The sequence below is a fragment of the Corynebacterium sp. HMSC073D01 genome (assembly GCF_001815555.1).
Lineage (GTDB): Bacteria > Actinomycetota > Actinomycetes > Mycobacteriales > Mycobacteriaceae > Corynebacterium > Corynebacterium glucuronolyticum.
On record NZ_KV821069.1, the window covers coordinates 35,387 to 55,622 of the forward strand.

The window sequence follows — 20,236 nt, forward strand, 5'->3', positions numbered from 1 at the left end:
AAAACGTCACCGGCTGAGGCCGGTGGCGGGTGTCAGGTGCCGGGTACAACCCTATGCTCATCAGCGACAACAGATGGTGCACCCCGCAGGGGTTCACTTTCGGCGCGGGGGCTTAGCTCGCGTTGCAACGCGTCTGTTTAGTCTTCATCAGAACCGTCGTCGTCTTCTTCTTCGCCGGCACCACCACCGTTGCCACCCCACCGGCCATAAGCCTCCAGGTAGCCCTGCGCCCGCTCGGCGTGAGGCACTTTATTTGCCCATGCATAAAAATCCGGCCCATGATTGGGCACGAACGTGTGCACCAGCTCATGCACGATCACGGAGTCAAGAACGTATTGGGGCACCTTCTGCAGGCGGTGGGAGATGCGGATCGTACCTCGCGCAGGTGTACAGGAACCCCACCGCGAGTTTTGGTTTGTTACCCAGCTGATACTCGTCCACTCGGCTTTCCCCTGCAGCACTGTCCGGTTAAGGCGGCGAGCAGCCTCCTCGAGGTCCACAACCGGTGCCGATTTTGCTTGCACCTTTTCCAACAGCTCCTGAGCGATCGCCTGGGCTGCCTTTTCCGTCATCCGGGCAGGAACACGGACCTCGAACACGTCCCCCTTGAGTCTCCCCTGGACGCTCTTCTTACGACGAGGAGAGCGGATAATCCTGATTTTTGGCACGGTTACCCAGTCTACGGCGTAAGGATTGCCCCGGCCTACTGAAGGGGCTACGCGCTTCACGGGGAGTAGCTGCTCCGCAGGTCCCCTAATCTCCAGCGCATCGAATTGTTTTCGTCGTGCAGAGATAAACGGTGTCCGGTAACCTGACACCCGTGGGGGGCACGACTCGATGACATTGGGGGTTCAATGGATAATCAACCAGCACACACGCTCACGCAAGCACAATCGCCAGCACCGGTACACGCTCTCTCACAAGCGGATGCACCATCATGGGAAGCGTCCCTGCGACGTACAGAGACGGCACCTATCGCACGAAATGCTCGTGCTCTCTCCGCTCGTAAATCTGCACAGGCCTCGTCCGAACCGCTCCTACGCCTCAATCCGTCTGCCTCTCTTGTCTTCCGCTCGCGCCGCAACGTGCAATTCGGTCTCGAGACTTTCCGCACGGCGGTAGTGACATTTCCGACCCACCTGTGCGCCACACGAACCGTGACCTTTCTTAACTCCACACACGATCCGCTCTCCAGAGAGGACACCATTGCAGGCCTGGTGAAGTGCGGAAACCAACCCGGAAATGCACGCGCGCTAGTGGAGGATCTCATTGCTTTTCGCGTTCTCGTCCCCGCGCACCCGCCTGTCGAGATGGCAATTGTGGGCACCGGTGCCCTTGCCACGGCGGTAAGGGAACTCATGCCCGCAGATTGCATAAATGTGCGCTACTCGGCGCCCTCCGAAACAGAATCTCGTTTCCTTGCCCGCATGCCCGCTGGAACACCGATTATTTTGGTCGATTCCCTCATTGAGGCCCCTTCTTACAGCACAGCTTTGAGAGGGAAAACCGACACAATCGTCCAGGGATATATCCTCGACGGTCGGGGGTACGCCGGCCCCACGATGGTTGCAGGGGACGGCCCGTGTCCCCTGTGCCTGGAACTGTATCGCCTCGATCTCGACCCGCAGTGGCGGATGCTTGTATCGCAGTCGCTTGTGCGTAAGGGGGCAAGGGACCCCCTGCTCGTTAGCGCCACGGCCGCACATATTGTGGCGCTTTGCCTGCGGACTGCTGGCTTTCACTGCGTCCAGCCCGGCGTAGGCAACTATTTCCATGACCCGGTCTCCCCTGCCATCCCAGGTGAACTCGTCGTCGTCGACCCGTATGCGCTATCCCTCACCCACAAGGTGATGAAGCCACACCCGCATTGCCCGGAGTGCTTCGAACGGCTTAACGGTACTCGTCCAGGACTTCCCGCAGTTCCTCGCCAAACTTTTCCAGCTTGACAGGCCCAACACCGGCGACGGAAAGGAACTCGGCATCGGTCTCCGGCATCGCCTCTGCAATCGCCATGAGCGTGGCGTCGGTAAAGATCATGTACGGAGGCTTACCTCGCTCCTTCGCCTCAGCGGTCCGCCACGCGCGAAGTGCAGCGAAGAGAGCCTGATCAGCTTCCTCCGGGCAGGTAACACAACGCCCAAGAACCTTTTCCTCCGGCGAGCGCAGTGGTTTACCGCAGACACGACAGCGGGTACTCCGCTGCATCTTTTTCACCGGTTTGTTGTCCTCTTCCTTGGGCACAATTCCGTCGAGGAAACGGGTGCGCTCACGGGTCGCACGTCCGCCCTCCGACCGCGCCTTAGACCACGACATGTGGAGGAAGGTACGGGCGCGGGTGATTCCCACGTAGAAGAGGCGACGTTCCTCCTCAATCTGTCGCTCCCCTTCCTTCAAAGCCTGTTTGATCGGCAGCGATCCCTCTTGCAGGCCAGTTAGGAATACAGCGTCCCACTCCAGTCCTTTGGCAGAGTGGAGAGAGGCCAGCGTCACCCCGTTTACATTCGGGGGCTGCTTTGCGTCCTTTCTCCTGTCCAGTTCCTGCAGCACACCGTGCAAGGTAAGTGTGGAATCAGTACGCACCAAGTCCGCGACGAGCGCAAGGAACGCGTTTTGCATCTGCCACCGCTCCCGGGCTCCCTGCCCCTCCGGTTCCTCTGGGGTCATCCCTTGGCGGCGTAGTACAGCCGTGACAGCCTCTACAGGATCTATGTCCCCTGATCGCTGATTGTTCGCCAGCCGGGTCACGCCGGACATCGCCTGCCTAATTTCTGGGCGAAGGAAAAACCCTTCACCGCCACGCACCTGGTAGACAATTCCTGCATCAGACAACGCCTCTTCGAACACCGCCGACTGGGCGTTGATTCGATAGAGCACCGCAATCTCAGCCGGTGGTGTCCCGGTTTCGATGAGCCGCTGGATCTTCTTCGCGATCGCGTGCGCCTCGTCGGGTTCACACTCGTACGTGGCGAATTGCGGTGGCTGCCCCGGAGGCTTCATACCCTGCAGCTGAAGCCTCGTTCCGGCAATGCGTCCCCGAGCCTTGCTAATAACGGCGTTGGCGACATCGGTGATCTGAGGGGTGGAGCGGTAGTCCCGCTGCAGGCGAACAGTTACCGCTTCCGGGTAATCCCGGGTGAAGTCCAGCAGGAAACTAGGCGAAGCCCCCGTAAAGGAATAAATGGTCTGATTCGCATCGCCCACCACTGTGAGATCATCGCGATCTCCGAGCCAGGCGCGGACGAGACGCTGCTGCGCAGGGGTCACGTCCTGGTACTCGTCGATCACGAAAGTGCGATACTGCTGCCGGAATTCGTCGGCAACGCCCTGCACCTTCTCTATCCCCGTGGCCAGTTGGTTGATGACATCATCAAAATCCAGAAGCACCATTCCATGCCGGTATTTCAACTCCTCATACGCGGCATAGACCTGGCCTACCTCTTTTCCGCTCACCGGCGGGGTGCGGTGGAAGGTCTCTACCTGCTCCGGATAGTTATCCGGGGAGATAAGCGTTGCTTTCGCCCACTCGATTTCCCCTGTGAGATCCCGCAGAGTTTCCGTGTCCGTGGAAACGCCACAGGACCTCGCGGCCTGCGCAACAAGGGGAAGCCGCTTATCTAGAAGCGAGTACGAGAGGTCACCTGCGAAACGAGGCCAAAAATAAGCCAATTGACGCATTGCTGCGGAATGGAAGGTGCGCGCTTGGACCCGGGGGATCCCCATATTCGCGAGACGATCCCGCATCTCCCCTGCTGCTCGCTTTGTGAAGGTCACAGCGAGAACCCGCTGCGGACTCACTGCACCTGTGTTGATAAGGTGCGCGATGCGGTAGGTGATTGTCCTTGTTTTACCAGTACCTGCGCCGGCGAGAATGCAGACGGGCCCACGAGGCGCGGTAGCAGCGACCCGCTGATCTGGATCAAGATCTTCGAGGCTAAAGCTCTCCACGGGCACACCACCGATCAATGAGTGTGCGGGCGAGGGAGCCACGACCAGTAAGAGGAATATCTCCAGAAAGAATCTCTTCTCTCGAAGCCCAGCGCGTTTCTTCAAGCTCACCATCGGTGGGTGCGTGGGCTTCTCTGTCAGTGGTCTCCGCCCGCATGCCGAGCATGAGGCTCCCGGTTGCCGCCCACGGCGCGGACATCACGTACCTGGAATGCGTCACCCTACGCCCTGTTTCTTCCAGGACTTCGCGGGAGAACGCATCCTCGATCGTCTCTCCCGGTTCCACGTATCCTGCGACGAGCGAAAAGTACCTGCGCTGTGGCTTGCGTGTCAGAAGCAGCTCGTCCCCCAATGTCACCAAACCGATGACTGCAGGATCGAGACGCGGAAACACCTCGCGCCCACCGTCGTCGTAGCCGAAGCGTCCATCTGCCACATAGCGGATCTGGTCACCGTTCACGGGGCTGAAGCGGAACATCGCCTGGTTTCGCAACCGCATGAACGTCTGGGCAAGGTCGCCTACAGCCGGTTGATCTTGGATATGAACAATTGCCAACGATTCCGGATCGCCGGCGATCATTGCCTCTAGCTGCTCGTGACTTACAAGAACGCCAAAGCCATGCCCCTCCGGAAGTTCGATTTGAATATCCGCGTTCTCGCCGAGAACCGGGTCTGCAAAACCTGCGATGGGTTGCACTCCGAGGGGCGTGGAAGAACCGGATAGTGTGGCGTACTCGCCCTGCAGGGTGAACGGATAGTAGCACCTGCGATTCGGCTCCGTGTTGGCCAAAAAAATTCCCCCTAGCACGCTCTGTCTTCCCCTTCCTTGTCTTTTCTAAAGCTTCGGCGGCATCTCATCCACAATGACCAGGCTTGTACGATAACCGGGCTCACATACGCACGTGCTCGCACATGGACGGGCTCGCACGATGTTGGACTCGCACGATGTCGGACTCGCACGATGTCGGACTCGCTACCTACTCTCACGGTAATCGACGGAGCTGAGTCGCGCTTATCCACGTGAGCTCACCAAGGTCACGTCGTTTCTCTGTCTACTTTCCGGAATCCACGATACGGCGCACGTACAGGAGACGGTCTCCTGGTTCACAGGTCTCAGCCTCGGGAGAATCGATGCGGTACAGCTCACCGGAGCGAACCACGCCAAGGACGATGTCTGCCAAGTGGCGGGGGTTGGCGCCTACTTCGTCTTCACCAATCTGCCGCTCGGCGATAGAGAAGCCCTCATCTGGGCTGAGAAGGTCCTCCATCATCTCCACCACGGACGGTGTCACTGTGGCAAGGCCCAACATGCGGCCGGCTGTTTCGGAAGAAATAACCACCGAATCTGCACCGGACTGCTCCACCAGGTGCTGGTTTTCCGCCTCACGAACGCTGGAGACGATCATCGCGCTAGGGGCTAGTTCGCGTACGGACAAGGTGACAAGAACTGCGGTGTCATCCATGCTTGGGGCGACCACGACGGCGCGTGCCCGTTGCACGCCAGCCAGTTTCAGGACATCGGCCTTTGTCGCACTTCCGTGAACGGTGACAAGGCCTTGGGAGGAGGCCATCTCCAGCGCCTGGCGATCTGTATCGACTATGACAATCTCACTGGGTGAAGTGCCACCGGCAAGCAGTGCTGATACTGCAGAGCGTCCCTTTGTGCCGTATCCGACAACGACCGTGTGATTGCGCATAGTCCTTCTCCATCGTTGGATTTGCAGGGTTTTCCGCGATTCCTCCGTCAACACGCTCAGCGTGGTACCGACCAAAAGGATAAGGAAGAGGACGCGAAGTGGTGTGATCAGGAGGATATTAATAAGCCTGGAATGCTGTGTCACCGGGGCGATGTCACCATAGCCAGTGGTGGAGAGTGAAACAGCAGAGTAGTACAAAGAGTCTACGAAGGTCAGAGGCTCTGAGTAGCCGTTCTTGTCAAAGTACACAACGAGCGAGGTGGCAATCATGATGACGGTGGCATAGGCCACACGCCGTGCAATGAGAACCCACGGGCTGGATTTTGCTTCTCCAGGAATGTTGATGATTTTGAGCAGGGCGTGCTCTGGAAGCTCGTCGAGCTCCGCTTGCGCACCAATCCGAAAGTTCAGGTTGGGGCGAAGCCTCTTTCCAAAAGGCATTGTCACTCTCCTGCCATCATCTGCATGTACCTCACCCCGGCTCTCCTCAGCCGTGGCATCTACTTGAGTCTAGCCATAGTGGAGTCATTTTGAGCTTTCACTCACCTCACCGTCGTTGAATCGTACTCCCCTTTTCCGGGGATGTACGCACTGCGCAGTGAACACCACCGCAAAAGCACAGCTAAAACCACATTGAAACGCCCGTTTCACTCCGCCCCTTCGCAGCCACACACAACCTTCCGTCTGCCTTATGTAGGCCTGCGGGCACAAGGCCTCGCCAGCGCGCGCAAACCGCCGTCGGTGTGGACGATCTGGTGCCAGCTCCTGTACACAGCGAAAACGTACGCGTTCATCGTCGTAGAGGCGCTATGGTCAGGTGGCGGAACCGGTTCGAACGCCTCCCCCAGAGTCTGTCATCGAACGTCCATATTCGCTGAGCCCCAAGTTCGCCTGCGCTAGACCTCGGGTTTTCCTACCCGAGGTCGCTTTCTTCACTACTCATTCCCATTTTCTTCCAGTTCAATGAGCCGACGCAGGTCATCCTTATCCATGAGCGCTTCCGGCTTTAGCGTGTAGCCCTCACGGACGTAGAAAAACACGGCTTCTACCTCCGAGGGGTCAACGTGGCGACCTTCCCGCTTTGACTGGATTTCCGCCCACGCAAGGCGGTACTCGGCTAACTGCAGGGAAAGTGCCGGCAGATCCCGTTGGGAGGGCACCTTCCCGGTCTTCCAATCAACCACGGTCCACGTTCCGTCGGTATTCCTGAACACCGCATCGATCTTGCCCGTCACGCGCTTGCTGCCGATTTGGTATTCGATTGCCTGCTCGACTGCCACTGGCGTGCGGTCAGCCCATGGGCTGGCCAAGAAGTTCTCCTTGAGTTGTGCCAGCTCTTCCGCTGTGACATCCTCCTCGCCGATACTGGGAAGCTGGTCATCGTCGAGAAGCGTGGGCAGTGTGTATTGTTCCTCGATCCACTGGTGGAACTTCGTGCCCCGTTTCGCTTGCGAGTTCGGCTTAAACGGCACCGGACGAAGACGTCGTTTAGCAAGCTCCTCTGGGTTTTTCTTGAGCTGAACGATCTCGGTTGCGTTGATCCGGCTGCCCAGCTCAACCTCGATCTCCTTGCGCTCTGCCAGGCATTTTTCTTCCACAAGTTTGTGCGCGGTCAGTCTCCACCGGGATATCCGCTGCTTCTCCGGAGTGTTTTCTTTTTCTGGCTCGTCAGCAGGGCTTCCTGACGCGTCCGCATCGGTATCACCGTTCTTTGCAGCTTCTGCAGCAGACAAGACACGTTCGCAAATAGACCCCACGCCTTGGCTTTCGCGCTCGCGCATTTTCTCTTTCACAAGCGCTGCGGCGTGTTCAATGGCACCTCGCTTGTCACCGAGGAAGTCCACGGGGAAACGCGCTTCGTCTGAGTCACGCTCGACATAGATTTCCTCTAACTCCTCCCCCGGCTCCCACCAGGTCACCACGTTGCCAGAAAACTCGTCTGACTGAGCAATAGACGCAAACAGTTCTGTTGGGGTGATCGCCGTGGGGGTGTGAGGTTTCTGCTTCTTGGGGGCTTTTCCCCCCTCGGCTGCATTGGACGGTTGGAAGGTCATCGTCTGGAAATCGTTGCGCTCGCGGGCATGCGAGGTAATGAAGAGGCGGTGGGAGGACCGAGTAACCGCCACGTAGAACAGTCGCGTTGATTCGCGGACCTCTTTCATCCGCAGGAAGTACTTGTAGCGCTCAAGGGATTCCTTGAAATGCGACCCCTTGGTGATCTCTAGATCCGGTGACACCGCGTAGCGGGGCGTGGAATCCAAGAAGCCATACTCGTAGGCGTTAAAACCGCTGTCCTTCCACTCCTTAGCCGGTTTTTCCAGAAGGGGCTCTGGAATATCCACGGCGTCGCCAATGACAGATGAAGGCAGGGTTTCTGGCCGGGAGGCAGCAGTCTCAGTGGTGATGGTTTGTTGCCCATCCTTGTACATCTTGCTGTTGGCACCAATAACGGCGACGGTGGCGAACTCCAATCCCTTGGCTGCATGGACCGTCATGATATCCACGCGATTCGGGGAAACCGTTTGCTCGCCTTGATCCATTGCACGGTCCTCTGCCTCTGCGTCGAGATACTCGAGGAATCCACGCAGCGTCGCTCCGTCTATGGATGCGAAATCGGCGACGTATCCGTGGAACGTGTCCAGGTGCGACGTTCCGGGCACACCAAGCTGCCTTGGGTTCTCCCGTGCCAAAACCTCCGTACGAATGCCGAAGATGTTCTCGATATCTTGGAAGATATCCTGCAGGCCACTGGCCAGACTATGGCCACGCAGCCACCGAAAACGGGAGGCGAGAGACGTAAGGCGGGCGTAGCCTTCCTCCGTGTACTGGCTAGCATCCCCCAGGTCAGCAAGTGCATCGCCGAGAAACACAGTATCCTCAGCCAGCGTATCTTCGATTTCCTTTTTGAGCCGGACGAGCGCTGGGTTATCGGCATCGCTTTCGGTGGCTCCGCTCTCGTCAGCCGCATTGACTGCGTCTTCCGTCGTTGTCTCTGCTGTGGCCTTGTCACGCTGGTAAGAGTTGAGGGTGCGCGCCCGATTAGTCAATGCTTTTACGTCGGCGAAACCCAGTTTCACAAGCGGTCCGGTGAGGATTCGCAGAAGGGCCGAGCTATCTTCTGGGCGCGCGAGTGCCTTGGCGATGGATACGAGGTCCACAATCTCCGGCATCATGAGAAGTCCGGCCAACGAGTGCACGTGGTAAGGAACCTTGTATTTCTCGAGCGCTTTCACGGCCTCCGGAACCTGGCTGTGCTGGCGAACAAGGATTGCGGCTTCGAACGGCTGGGCATTAGTGGCCCGTGTGGGTTGAGCAGAATCAGCCAGCGTTGCGACATATTCGTCCAACTGGTCGTCGGAGACCCCGTGGTACTCAGCGGCCAGTTGACGCGCCACGAAGTCCGCCTCCTCTTCCTCCAGCTCGAAGTTCGCCAGGAGAACCTCACCGTCGCCGGCTCCCGCGCGAGGTTCGAGTTCCGCCACGCTACGTTCTTCTGGCGCATATTCGCCTGTGGCTTCGAGGATCGCGCCTGAGATGTGGTTAGCTACACCGAGGACAGCTCCGGGGTTTCGGAAACTAGTGGTCATTTCTAGTTTCTTGGCAGGTTGGACGGGCGTTCCGTCTGGGTTCTTTTCTACTGTGTGGGGAAAATCAGTAACGAAGTTGGCCAAGTTCGACGAGTTCGCGCCGCGCCACCCGTAGATGGCCTGCATGGGATCGCCCACCGCTGTCACAGCCAGTCCGGGTTCTCCCGTGCCGTATAGCGACCGCAAGAAGATGCGTTGCGAGTGGGACGTGTCCTGGTACTCGTCAAGCATGACCACGCGGTATCGATGGCGCTCGCTGCTGCCCACAGATGGCTCACCGGAGGCAAGACGTGCCGCCGCCGCCATCGTGTGCGAAAAGGTGGTGAGTCGATTGTCCTTGAGATACTGGTTGAAAGTATCGACAAGCTTCAACAGGACAACGCGGGTGTCCTGCGTCGCGATGAATTTTGTCGTGTCCTTCGTCGCTCGCTCTACGTTGTCGATGACGCGGAGCGCTTCGGCAGTCGCCCCGCGTACATCTTCTGCCGTCCGCATGTTGCTTTCGATGGCGTTGACGAGGGAGACGATCTTTGTTGCGACATTCGATGTCGATTTTGTGGCCGTTTCGTCCGGGAATGTGCCGTGGAAGTCCTCCACGATCGCCGTCGCTATCTGTACCATCTCCGCCTGGGAAATAATCCTTGAGCCGGGCTCCGTAGGCAGGAGAAGCCCGTACTCACGGACGAGATTTTGGGCGTAGGCATCGTAGGTAAAGACGGAGGCATCAAGGTTCTCCTCAGCCCGAACGCTCTGCCCCTGTACTTTCTGGTGAAGATCAAAAAGAGAGCTACGGATTTTCTGTTTCAAGTTCTGCGCGGCCTTGCGGGTGAATGTGAGACCAAGCACTTGTTCAGGGCGTACCAGACCGTTGGCCACCAACCACACCACGCGGTCGGCCATCGTTTTCGTTTTACCGGCTCCCGCACCTGCTACAACAAGGAGGTTATGCATCGGGTATTCGATAACCGCCTGCTGCTGCGGCGTGGGAGGGAATCCGCCGACCTGATGGGCGAGCTCGTTAGCTGTGTACTTCATTGATGGAGCGTCCTTCCTCAGTGATCGGGCAGATGATGCGGTAGGCGCACGAGCCACAATGCTTGTTTGGCAGCGCAGGAACCGTCGAGCCGGAAGTGTGGTGAACCAACTGGCGCAGGTTATCCATGAGGATCCTGGCGTTGTCCTCCGTCAACGGCTTTTGGCTCGGTTTCTTCGTGCTTCGCGGATAAACAAGTTCCGCACCACCGCTTTGTAGCGCACCGCCAGACCCGTCGTCGGTGACAAACTCCAAGGGGTTTTCTTGGATCCGGGAATGATTAATTCCGAGCTGGTAAACGGCCATCTGCGGGTGTGATTCCGCTTCTTGGTAGGTAGGTGCCGAGCGCCCGGTTTTGAGGTCGTACACCTTCATCCGTCCCTCCGAATCTCGGTGCACCCGGTCGAGACGGCCTTTGATGCGGATAGGTGAGCCATCGTCTAACTGTCCAACTGTCACATCCATGGGAATTTCCACGCCAACGAGGTCACCGGCAAGGTTCGTCATCTTACTCACCGTGGCGTTCATCACCTCGACGAACTCCTCTTCATCGGCTTTTTCCTTCCACGGAGGAACGGTTCGCGAGGACAGGTACGCGTCGAGCACGAGCTGCTCAGCTTCTTTCCACGTTTCCTCGTCTTGCTGGAGTGTCACCGAAGCCTCCGCGAGGGCGTGGAGGAGATTTCCCTCGCGCAGGGCGGAGCTGGACTCGGTGGGGGTGACGGAGTTGAGAACCATCTTCAGTGGGCACTGGAGCCCGGATTCTACCTGGCTGGGGCTGAGCGTCGCCGGTTGTCCAGGCTCCCGCAAGGGCTGCGCGTCGGTGGGGCCAGCAAGCCCCCACCAGTTGGTGGGATCGGCCTCGGAAAAACCTGCGTCGGCGAGCATCGCGAGCAGATCGGCAGCCTCTTCTTTTTCTTCGTCGCTTGAGTCGGCGCTTGTCAGCGCTCTGCGCAACTCGGCAATGAACGGCCGCGAAGACTTAACCGCAAGTTCGTCTGTCTCCACTACAGTGCTGACGCTGAAAGTTTCGTCTTCTTCCAATTTCCTCACAAAACGAGATGGCTGTGGCAGAGGCGAGTCTTCCTCTGCCGGATTGATGGCTGTGATCACAAGCGTGTCCGTTGCTCGAGAGGTGACGAGTGAAAACAGGCGTTGCTCTTCATGGAGGCGTTCGCGGAGGCGGTCGATGTACGCATCGGGGTCGACGTTTTCATCAATAAGGTCGACAAGCTCCTCCTGATCGAAAATTGTCCCGGTCAGCCCAAGAGAAGGCCAGGAGTCATCGTCGGCACCTGCGAGGATGACGGTATTCCATTCATCATCGATCGCACCGTGCGCAGTGAGGAGAGCGACGGCCTTCGGCGCAACCACCTGACGTTCCCGGACACCAGTGGGCAGATCCTGCGAGGTAAGGTGCTCGATAAATCCCTCGAGTGACGGTTGCTTGACGCGCTCAACATAGTCGCCCGCAACGTCAAAAAGCTCCATCATCGCGTTTAAATCCCGGTTCGCCTGCGCGGCGGCGGGACCACCACGCAAGGCGGTGTACATCTTGGAGGTGCTGAGACCCGTCGCCTCCCAGATTGACCAGAGAACCAGCTCCAGGCTGTCCCCGCGTTCGACGGCTTCCCGGCCGGTTTGGATGACTGCACTGAGGTGTGCAAGGACGGACTCTGCTTGTTCGCCTAACCGGGCATCCTCAGCGACCCTGGCAGCACCCCGAACAACGGGGCCAAGCTCGCCGATTTCTCGCTGGATTCGCCTCAGGGTGATGGGATCGGCTCCTCCAATGGGGCCAGTGGCGAGCTCGATGATGTCTTCTTCTGTACCGTTGCCCATGACGATGTCCACGGCCTGCAGCATGGCCTGGACAATCGACTGCTCGACGAGCACAACATCTGTGGAATCGATATGGACGGGGACATCGGCGGTAGCAAGAGCTCGCTGGAGCGCGGGAATCTGGCTGAGGGAGCGGGTGATGACGACCATGTCCTCCCATGGGATGTCGCGAATGAGGTGCACCTCGCGCAGCTCGCGTGCTATCACCGAAAAGTTATCGCCCGCCGTGTGCGTGTAGATGATGCGCTTGTCGGATGGTCGCCGGAAACTTTGCTCCAGCGTGATGACTGTCTTACCGGATTTGTCCTCTACGAGGTCGGTGTTGGCACCACGGAAGGAGTACACCAGCCCGTTCGTGTTTCCGCCGACCACAAAGATGGGCGTGTGCTCACCAATCATCTCCACCAGCTTCTGGGAGAGCGGGTCGAGGTGTTGGGCGTTGTCAACTGCCAGGAAGTCGTACCGATTTCGCATTTTTTCTAGCAGCGCTGGGTTGTCCTCCAACGCACGCACAGCAGTGATGAGCAGCTCCGACGCGTTGAGGTGATGCATTTGCTGCAGGTTCATCACCGCCGTGTATTCCTCTAGGAAAGCTCCGGCTGCAACCCACAGTGGCTTATTCTCTTGCTCCCCCAGCTTCTTCACGTCTGCCGCTGATTTCCCGCGCTCACCTGCGCGGAGGAGGAAATCCCTGAGGCCACGCGCAAAGCCCACGTAGTCCAACGCTTCTACCCGCTCCGCAGGCCAGTACTCTCCCCCTGCTTCTTGGTTGCCTTTCAGCAGCTCGCGGATCACGGCATCCTGCTCGGCTCCTGTCATCAGGCGTGGGGCGGGAACGTTGTTGGCAATAGCTGCGTAATGGACGATGGAAAAAGCAAGCGAGTGAACACTCTGGGCGAGTTTGGATTCGGCAACGTAGGGCGCAGCATTTTCCTCCTCACTCCTCGACGCGACGAGGTCATCCCATAACGCCTCCTCGAAAGCAAGGGCGCTGCGCTTGGAATGCGTGACAATGAGGAGTCGATCGGGATCAGTGCCCGCGAGCAAACGTGCGCGGGCAGCATCACGAATGAGGCTTGTTACTCCGGCACCGGATTCCTCAGCGGTGATGAGGTAGGAACCGTGCTGACCGTCGAGCAGGGGGCCAGCTGACTCCGGCCACTGCCTGTCTGGGAGATCCTTTTTCTTCGGTGGTACGAGTCTGAGCTGTGGTGCTGCCATGAGTCCAATTATTTCACAGCAGTTCTCTGGCCACCCGAACGATACTCGAACGGCTATTCGAGCGCGATTGTGGATGCAGCGCGTGGATGTAGAGGCGATAGAGCAACGCCCGGTATACAAGCTGATGGAGGTTCTCCACGTGGGCGAATCGGCTGATGATTCGCGACGTCGCCGCGCCGGCAATGAGTGAATCGACGATGGCAAGAGCGGCCGTGTATCCACCGGGGTGTGCGACGGGCACGATATCCGTCACCGTGGGGGCTGCGCCGTCGGCGAAGATCGTCGTTGCCAACATGTCCGCGTGTGTGACCTGGTTAGGAGCATCAATCGGTTCGAGGCGCTCGATGGCATCAGCAGCCAGGCTGAGGGCGACGAGTTGGCTCTCGTCTGCTTGCGCGCGCGAGTTCAACCCCGCGTCGAGCACGCTTCCTGGGTCATCTGCCCACGCTGCCAGGTCGGCGAGATCGAAGAAGTCGGATTCCACCCGGCACGATTCCATCTGGGTGGGAAAGATGTCGGGCAGTGGGACGTCTGCGAGTGCGGAATCGAGGCGGAGAGCTGCCAGCACGACCTCGTCGGCACGATCGGCAAGGCAGCCGGGGTGATATTCCGTCGCCTTCCAGCCGGCCACAACGAGGCGCCCGTCGGAAGAGCGAACCGACCGGGCGAGGGTGACATTGTCCACGCGAAGCGTTTCTCGCGCGGCAGCAGACCAGTTCGCTCGCTCGACGTTGACCACCGGCGCGACAACGATGTCGCCTACATGGATGCCGTGGTCCCAGGCTGCGCCCGCGTATGTTGCCTCCGCACGTTGCGCTTCGGTCCCCATGTGTGCGGAGAAGGCGCGTTGTACCACGGTGGGCACATAGGAGATGGCTGAAGCCTTAGTCGGCATAGGTCCACCACCGGTTGATCCCACCCGCCAGGCTGACCACGTTGTTAAAGCCCGCTCCCTGCAGGATTGAGGCCGCCTCGAGTGACCGCACACCGCCGGCACAGTACAGGGCGAGGTCTGTATCCGGGGAAACATCGGTGAGCTCTCCCAGGTTCCCGGCGCGCAGGTTGCTGAGCGGCACGCCGAGGGCATCCGGGAGTTGACCGCCAACCCATTCGTGGGGCTCGCGAACGTCGACAAGCAGAGCTCCCTTATCCGTTAGTTCCTTGTATGTGAGGATGTCGTGCTCAGTGACCACGGTCTGCTCCTTCTTCGTTGTCGTGCACCTGGCAGAAGATTCTTCCTGCCTGCGTGCCTGCACCTTTTGCTTCGTTTCCGGGCGTGGGGCGATGCTGTAGTGCGACAGTGTAGCGCTTTTACCGTCCCACACGGCGAGCTTTCCGTAAAGCGGCTCGCCGATGCCGGTGATAAGTTTGATCGCCTCGTTGGCCATCATCGTGCCGATTACGCCGGGGAGGACACCGAGGACACCACCTTCTGCGCAGTTTTGTACGGTGCCCGGTGCGGGTGGCTCGGGGAAAATGTCGCGCAAGGTGATGGCTCCGTCGAAGACGGAGAGCTGCCCCGAAAAGCGGTTGATGGATCCCCAGACGAGCGGGATGTCTGCCCGCGCGCATGCATCGGCGACGGTGTAGCGGGTGTCGAAGTTGTCGCAGCCATCGCAGACGAGGTCGTAGCCTGCGACAATTTCGTCTACGTTTGCTTCGGTGAGCGGATAGTCATAGGTGATGACGTCGACGTGGGGGTTGAGCTTGTCGACGTACTCCCGTGCCGAGTCTGTCTTCTTTCGGTCGATGGTCTCACTGTTGTGGAGGACCTGGCGTTGCAGGTTCGTCTCATCGACGGTGTCGAAGTCGATGATGCCGATGGTTCCTACCCCTGCGGCAGCCAGGTACTGAATCACGGGGGAGCCGAGACCGCCGGCACCGATACTGAGCACTTTCGCGCCGTAGAGTCGCTGCTGTCCAGTGAGCCCAAAGCCGGGGAGGGTGAAGTGCCGGGCGTAGCGGGTTCCCGCGCCACTGGGCAGTTCTTTCGGGGACACGGGCACCCGCGACGAATGTAGTTTGCGTGCGGTCATTTGTGTGATTCCTCCTCCACGTGTACGAATGTTCTCCTTGTGCGGACTCATCTGCCAGCCCCGGCGCCACCTCCGTGGCAAGGCTAGCGGGAAGCCACGGCTGTATTGGCTCTTCTGCGTGCCACCCTGCTGCAGCGATTGCCAAGCCACCACACGCAACGAGCTACCCCAGGAAACGAGCCGTCACAGACAGCGAGCCACCACAGGCGACTACTGCAAAGTCTGCGTGACAATCGTTGCACAGTGTTCACGCGCCCGTTGTTCACTCGCCCGTTACGTAACCTCTGCTGCAGCAGCTGCGGGGGATTCTTGGCCCGTCAGCGCTACGGTACCTTGTGGCATGAGCTACCGCACCTCCTTGCATGGTATGCATTGCACGACGAGCACTAGGCGTGCGGGAAAGGCCATGGGTTGTAACGGCATGTCTTATTGTCGTCTGGGTATGGGCCGTCCGGGGAGATACTAAACATCTCCGAGTTATTGAGACTGAGTGTCTGTTGCATCATGATCGGCGCGAGTTCACCGTCGATGCCACACGGCATGTGTTCGGCGAATCCAATCGCGTGACCGATCTCATGGTTCACCACGTACTGGCGGTACGAGCCAATGTCGCCTGCGAACACACTCGTACCCCGTACCCAGCGGGATTCATTGATGAGAACCCGGTTACCAATGCTGGTGTAGCAGCTGGTTTCCTTACCGATCTCCGCACCACAGCCCTCATGCGTCGTGTTTACGCTCGTGAGCTGGACGGTAAAGTCTGGCTCTTCCCCTTCACCGACATGTTGGAAAGCGAATTTCTCATCGTGGATCCAGCTCTTGGGGTTTTTGAGGGTGGCATCAATCATGGCGGCAAAGGCCTCATCGCCACCGTAGCCGTCGGTATTCACCCCGTTTTCTACCTGGACGATGTATGAAAAGGTTTTTTCTGCTCCTGTTCCTACCTTCGGCTGTGGCGATCCAACCGTTCGGAACGTCTTCTCACCCTGCATGGTGTAGGCACCACCTGCAGGTAGCGTGCCACCGGGGAGCTTTGCAATATCTTCCTTGGCGGGGTCAGGCGCTGCCATCGTTGGGCCTTCTTCGACGGTGACGACACCAGACGTGGAGGTTGTTGTTGTGGGCTCCGAGGGGTCGCTGGCAATGATGTCGACAACCACCCATAGTGTTAGCACGATGAGCACGGGGATGGCATATGCACGCCAGCCAAATTGTCGTGCGAACCGCACAAGAAGCGATTCGTCTCGGCTATGCCTGTCTGCCATCGATTATCCCTTTACCTCTCACCGCACGGGCTGGTGCCCTACCATCTTCTTGCCAGCAACATCTGTCACCGGCTCAGCAGGGAGCCGGTTGTCATAGGTTACATAGTACAAACGGCACACCTCTAAGCAGGGCAGGAACCGCCGGGGTAGCTGCTCGTTCTCCTCCACCGAACCGCACAACCAAAAAGTGGGGCTCTGCACAGCAGATACCCCATGTGGCACCAGAAGAGGAGCAGAAGCACTGTTCACCTGACAAGCCTGCCCCCTATTCTGAGGCCCGAAACCTCATAAACGAACTAGCCGATTGGTTTTAGTTTGCAAATCCTACCGGACGGTTTGTTTCAGCACCGATTTCTACGTAGGCGACAGAAGACTGTCGAACGATGAATTGCCGCCCCTTAGCATCGGTAAATTCTACGGTTGCCTCATCGTTTTTGAGCGCGTTGCGAAGCCGCTCCTCTACGGAGGCCTTCTCCTCGTCGGTGTTAAAGGCGAGCTCGCGAGCCGAATCCTTAAAACCAATCTTGATGTTCATCTGTCTGCGTCATCCTTTCTTTTACAGGGCCTCACTGCATATGACACCCACGCTTTTTATCTAGGCCCAGGAGCTATCCGGTGTGACAGCGAGAGGAGCTGATCAGCCGGTGCCGACAGTACATACCACCGGGTGCACTTCACATACCACCGGGTGTACTTCCGGGTACTTACCCCACCATAGTTGAATCTGTCACGACAGCTCGGCGCCGATGCGCCCTGTTCGCTGCAGGCGGACGGAGACCCCACCACCCCTCACCGATGATGGGCAGATAGTTTCTCCTACTGGGAAACGATAGAATACCGTTTTGTGTCCACTTCAAACCAAAAACCCACGTTTACCGAGCTCGGCGTTGCACAGGAGATTACCGATGCACTCGCCGCGCAATCCATCGTCGATACGTTTGCAATTCAGGCACTGACCTTACCTATTGCACTCGAAGGGCGGGATCTCATCGGGCAGGCCCGCACCGGCATGGGGAAGACGCTTGGGTTCGGCGTTCCAGTACTGGACCGCATATTTGATGACGCAGACATCGAAGAGCTCGACGGAACGCCACGCGCCCTCATCGTTGTTCCTACCCGCGAGCTCTGTGTTCAGGTTGGGGAAGATCTCACCCGCGCCGCCGTCAACCTCCCTGTGCGCGTGACCACCATCTACGGCGGTACTCCCTACGAGGAGCAGGAAAAGGCGCTAAAAGATGGCACAGACCTAGTCGTCGGAACCCCAGGCCGACTCATCGACCTATACAACCGTGGCGAGCTGCGACTGGGCACCGTACGTATCCTTGTCCTCGACGAGGCTGACGAGATGCTGGACCTCGGCTTCCTTCCCGCAATTGAAAAGATCATCGCTGGTATCACCGCTGAGCACCAGACGATGCTGTTTTCAGCGACGATGCCCGATGCCATCCTCGGACTTGCCCGTGGCTTTATGAACAAGCCTGTCCACATCAGGGCAGAGATGTCCGGGGAGGCGGAGACCAATGCCACCACGAAGCAGGTGGTATTCAAGTCCCACCGGATGGACAAGGTCGCCGTTATTTCTCGCGTACTCCAGGCCCGCGGTCGCGGACGCACCATCATCTTCGTCCGCACTAAACGCTCTGCAGCGGAAGTGGCCCGCGACCTCGCTGGTGCGGGGTTTCAGGTGGCGAGCGTCCACGGCGACATGAGCCAGTCCGCCCGCGAGCGTTCTCTTCAAGGTTTCAGGGACGGGGTGGTGGACATCCTCGTCGCTACTGATGTCGCGGCCCGCGGTATCGACATCGACGATGTCACCCATGTGATCAACTACCAGACCCCGGATGACGAACTAACCTACGTCCACCGAATCGGGCGCACTGGGCGCGCGGGGCACACCGGTACCGCCGTAACCTTGGTCGGCTACGACGAGCTGCCCAAGTGGAAGCTGATCAACGATGAACTTGGCCTTGGAAAAGACGAGCTTCCCGAGTGGTTCTCCACCTCGCCCGAGCTATACGAGGAACTGGACATCCCTGAGGATGCCGATGGCACCGTCGGCGAGTCACGGCCTGTCTTTGGTATGGATCACTCCGCCCGGCGCGGGCGTGGTGGCCGGAGTGGTCGAGGTGGCCGTGGCGATGCGCGTGGCAGTCGCGGCGGCGGTCGTTCGCGTGGCAGCCGCCGTGGTGGCCGAGGCGGGCGGCGCCACTAGGAATAACAGCGCTCAAGCCACTTGAAGCTCAAACCACCTGGAGCTCAGACCACCTGGACTTTCGGCAATAGTCACGCCCTGGACGCGAAAAGGATACCGACGCTTTGAACAACAACGCACGTGCTGTCACCGCACTACTCGTCGCCTCCGTTATCGGTGTGGGTTCGGTATACGCAACTGCGCCGGCGCGTCATTCGCATCTGGAGACAACCGGAACCGCAGTGAGCGAACCGGAGCAGCTCGGCACGGTACCACGAGCGGTAATGGAGTCCTACCGCGTTCCAGATACCGCCGAACCCGACCGTCACCAGCCGATTGAGGATCAAGGGGTGGTTGTTGGAACCGAAGGAGACACGGTCGCTGCCTATGATGCCGCGACGGGTTCTCCGCTGTGGACCTACTCACGCGATCTACCGCTGTGTATGGTGGCAAAGCTAGACGGTGCCGTCGTAGCCACGTATAAGAACAACGCAGGCTGTGGCGATGTCACGTCCATTACCTTTGCCGAGGGGAGATACAAGGACACGCGGTCCGCTCCCGCACCGGAGGCGGTGTCCCCGGTGGCCTCTAACTCCTACGTCGGAACGGTTTCCCCTGCCTCCGTTGAGCTGTGGCGAAACGATCTCGTCCGCACAGTCATATACGGCGATGTCCCCAATCCTCAGGAACCGAAGTTTCAGCCGCACGCCGACTGCACGATTACTTCGGCTCTCACCCGAACGAAGCTCTTGGCTCTGACAGAAACGTGCCCTGACGGGAAGACATGGCTGCGCTTGCAGAACTCCAAACCCGAGGACGCGAGGAAGCCGGAGCTTTCCGGGGATGTGGAACTCAACCCCGGCTCTTATCTGGTGGCGATTGGTGAGAATACGGCCTCTGTGTTGTCCCCGGCAGGTGAGGGCGACACGTCGAACTTCTTCCTCTCATACGATAAAGAAGGCAAATCTGCGGGATTCTCCCCCACGAACGCAACTGCACCTGCAGCGGAAGGTATTTTCACACCAGCTGTTGGAGATCTTCCTCACAACATGACGTGGTTTGACGGTTCCCGCCTCCATCTTTTCGAGCCCACTCGGCTCGTGGAAGAGTACACCATCGACGGTGCCCTGGGCACGGGCGATGCGATTGGCGAGCACATTCTTGTCCCCGTTAGTGGGGGCATTGCTGTGTACTCATTGCCCAGCACAACCCCAGACTTTGTCATCCCCGTCGACCGCGGTGATTACTCGGGACCGGTGCATCTGCGCATTGCGGGAAAGGCAATCGTCGAAAAGCGTGGAGACACCGTCGTCGGTCTCACGCCGAGCGCTTAGACAGACGGTGCCCCACTAGGGTGCTTCGCTCCCTAGTGACACAACCATTGAACACCCGAGCAGGCACAGCCACCGCGGACCCGAG

13 protein-coding genes are annotated in these 20,236 nt (G+C 58.9%); 3 read left to right on the plus strand and 10 right to left on the minus strand.

Annotation, left to right across the window (positions count from 1 at the left end):
• Positions 1–137: 137 nt before the first annotated feature.
• The gene (locus HMPREF3044_RS09300; protein ID WP_070741246.1) at positions 138–668 is read right to left on the minus strand and encodes a M48 metallopeptidase family protein; all 531 of its coding nucleotides are present in this window, start codon (positions 666–668) and stop codon (positions 138–140) included.
• Positions 669–1,157: 489 nt separating this feature from the next.
• On the opposite strand from HMPREF3044_RS09300, the gene HMPREF3044_RS09305 reads away from it, so the two are divergent.
• A complete protein-coding gene (locus tag HMPREF3044_RS09305) occupies positions 1,158–1,946 on the plus strand; it encodes a TOMM precursor leader peptide-binding protein (protein WP_246820995.1) in 789 nt (262 codons plus the stop codon).
• On the opposite strand, the gene HMPREF3044_RS09310 is transcribed toward HMPREF3044_RS09305, so the two are convergent.
• From HMPREF3044_RS09310 to HMPREF3044_RS09350, 9 genes are all read right to left on the minus strand, one after another.
• On the minus strand, positions 1,891–3,951 hold the full coding sequence (locus HMPREF3044_RS09310) for an ATP-dependent DNA helicase UvrD2 (RefSeq protein WP_005395101.1): 2,061 nt from the start codon (positions 3,949–3,951) through the stop codon (positions 1,891–1,893). The two genes, HMPREF3044_RS09305 and HMPREF3044_RS09310, sit on opposite strands and share 56 nt — an antisense overlap.
• A complete protein-coding gene (locus tag HMPREF3044_RS09315; RefSeq protein ID WP_070741124.1) occupies positions 3,932–4,753 on the minus strand; it encodes an NAD(+) diphosphatase in 822 nt (273 codons plus the stop codon). Before HMPREF3044_RS09315 ends, HMPREF3044_RS09310 begins: the two co-directional genes overlap by 20 nt.
• A 244-nt stretch (positions 4,754–4,997) precedes the next feature.
• Positions 4,998–6,083 (minus strand): potassium channel family protein, encoded by a 1,086-nt coding sequence (locus tag HMPREF3044_RS09320; RefSeq protein ID WP_070741126.1) that lies wholly within the window; start codon positions 6,081–6,083, stop codon positions 4,998–5,000.
• Positions 6,084–6,577: 494 nt separating this feature from the next.
• Positions 6,578–10,264 carry an ATP-dependent helicase gene (locus HMPREF3044_RS09325; protein ID WP_070741128.1) on the minus strand — a complete coding sequence of 1,229 codons (3,687 nt, stop codon included), beginning with the start codon at positions 10,262–10,264 and terminating at the stop codon, positions 6,578–6,580.
• Complete coding sequence (locus HMPREF3044_RS09330) at positions 10,248–13,325, minus strand: ATP-dependent DNA helicase (RefSeq protein ID WP_070741131.1); 3,078 nt, start codon at positions 13,323–13,325, stop codon at positions 10,248–10,250. Before HMPREF3044_RS09330 ends, HMPREF3044_RS09325 begins: the two co-directional genes overlap by 17 nt.
• Positions 13,326–13,338: 13 nt before the next feature.
• Positions 13,339–14,220: a TIGR02569 family protein gene (locus HMPREF3044_RS09335; protein ID WP_005390287.1), complete on the minus strand. Its 882-nt coding sequence runs from the start codon at positions 14,218–14,220 to the stop codon at positions 13,339–13,341.
• A complete protein-coding gene (locus HMPREF3044_RS09340; RefSeq protein ID WP_083318153.1) occupies positions 14,210–15,361 on the minus strand; it encodes a ThiF family adenylyltransferase in 1,152 nt (383 codons plus the stop codon). The genes HMPREF3044_RS09335 and HMPREF3044_RS09340 overlap by 11 nt, the downstream gene beginning before the upstream one ends.
• A 386-nt stretch (positions 15,362–15,747) precedes the next feature.
• On the minus strand, positions 15,748–16,626 hold the full coding sequence (locus HMPREF3044_RS09345; protein WP_070741137.1) for a DUF3152 domain-containing protein: 879 nt from the start codon (positions 16,624–16,626) through the stop codon (positions 15,748–15,750).
• Between the two features lie 310 nt (positions 16,627–16,936).
• Complete coding sequence (locus HMPREF3044_RS09350) at positions 16,937–17,161, minus strand: DUF3107 domain-containing protein (protein ID WP_005390290.1); 225 nt, start codon at positions 17,159–17,161, stop codon at positions 16,937–16,939.
• A gap of 309 nt (positions 17,162–17,470) precedes the next feature.
• Between HMPREF3044_RS09350 and HMPREF3044_RS09355 the strand changes: the two genes are divergently transcribed.
• A complete protein-coding gene (locus HMPREF3044_RS09355) occupies positions 17,471–18,838 on the plus strand; it encodes a DEAD/DEAH box helicase (protein ID WP_070741140.1) in 1,368 nt (455 codons plus the stop codon).
• A 104-nt stretch (positions 18,839–18,942) separates the two neighbouring features.
• A complete protein-coding gene (locus tag HMPREF3044_RS09360) occupies positions 18,943–20,151 on the plus strand; it encodes an Rv3212 family protein (RefSeq protein WP_005395094.1) in 1,209 nt (402 codons plus the stop codon).
• Positions 20,152–20,236 lie beyond the last annotated feature (85 nt).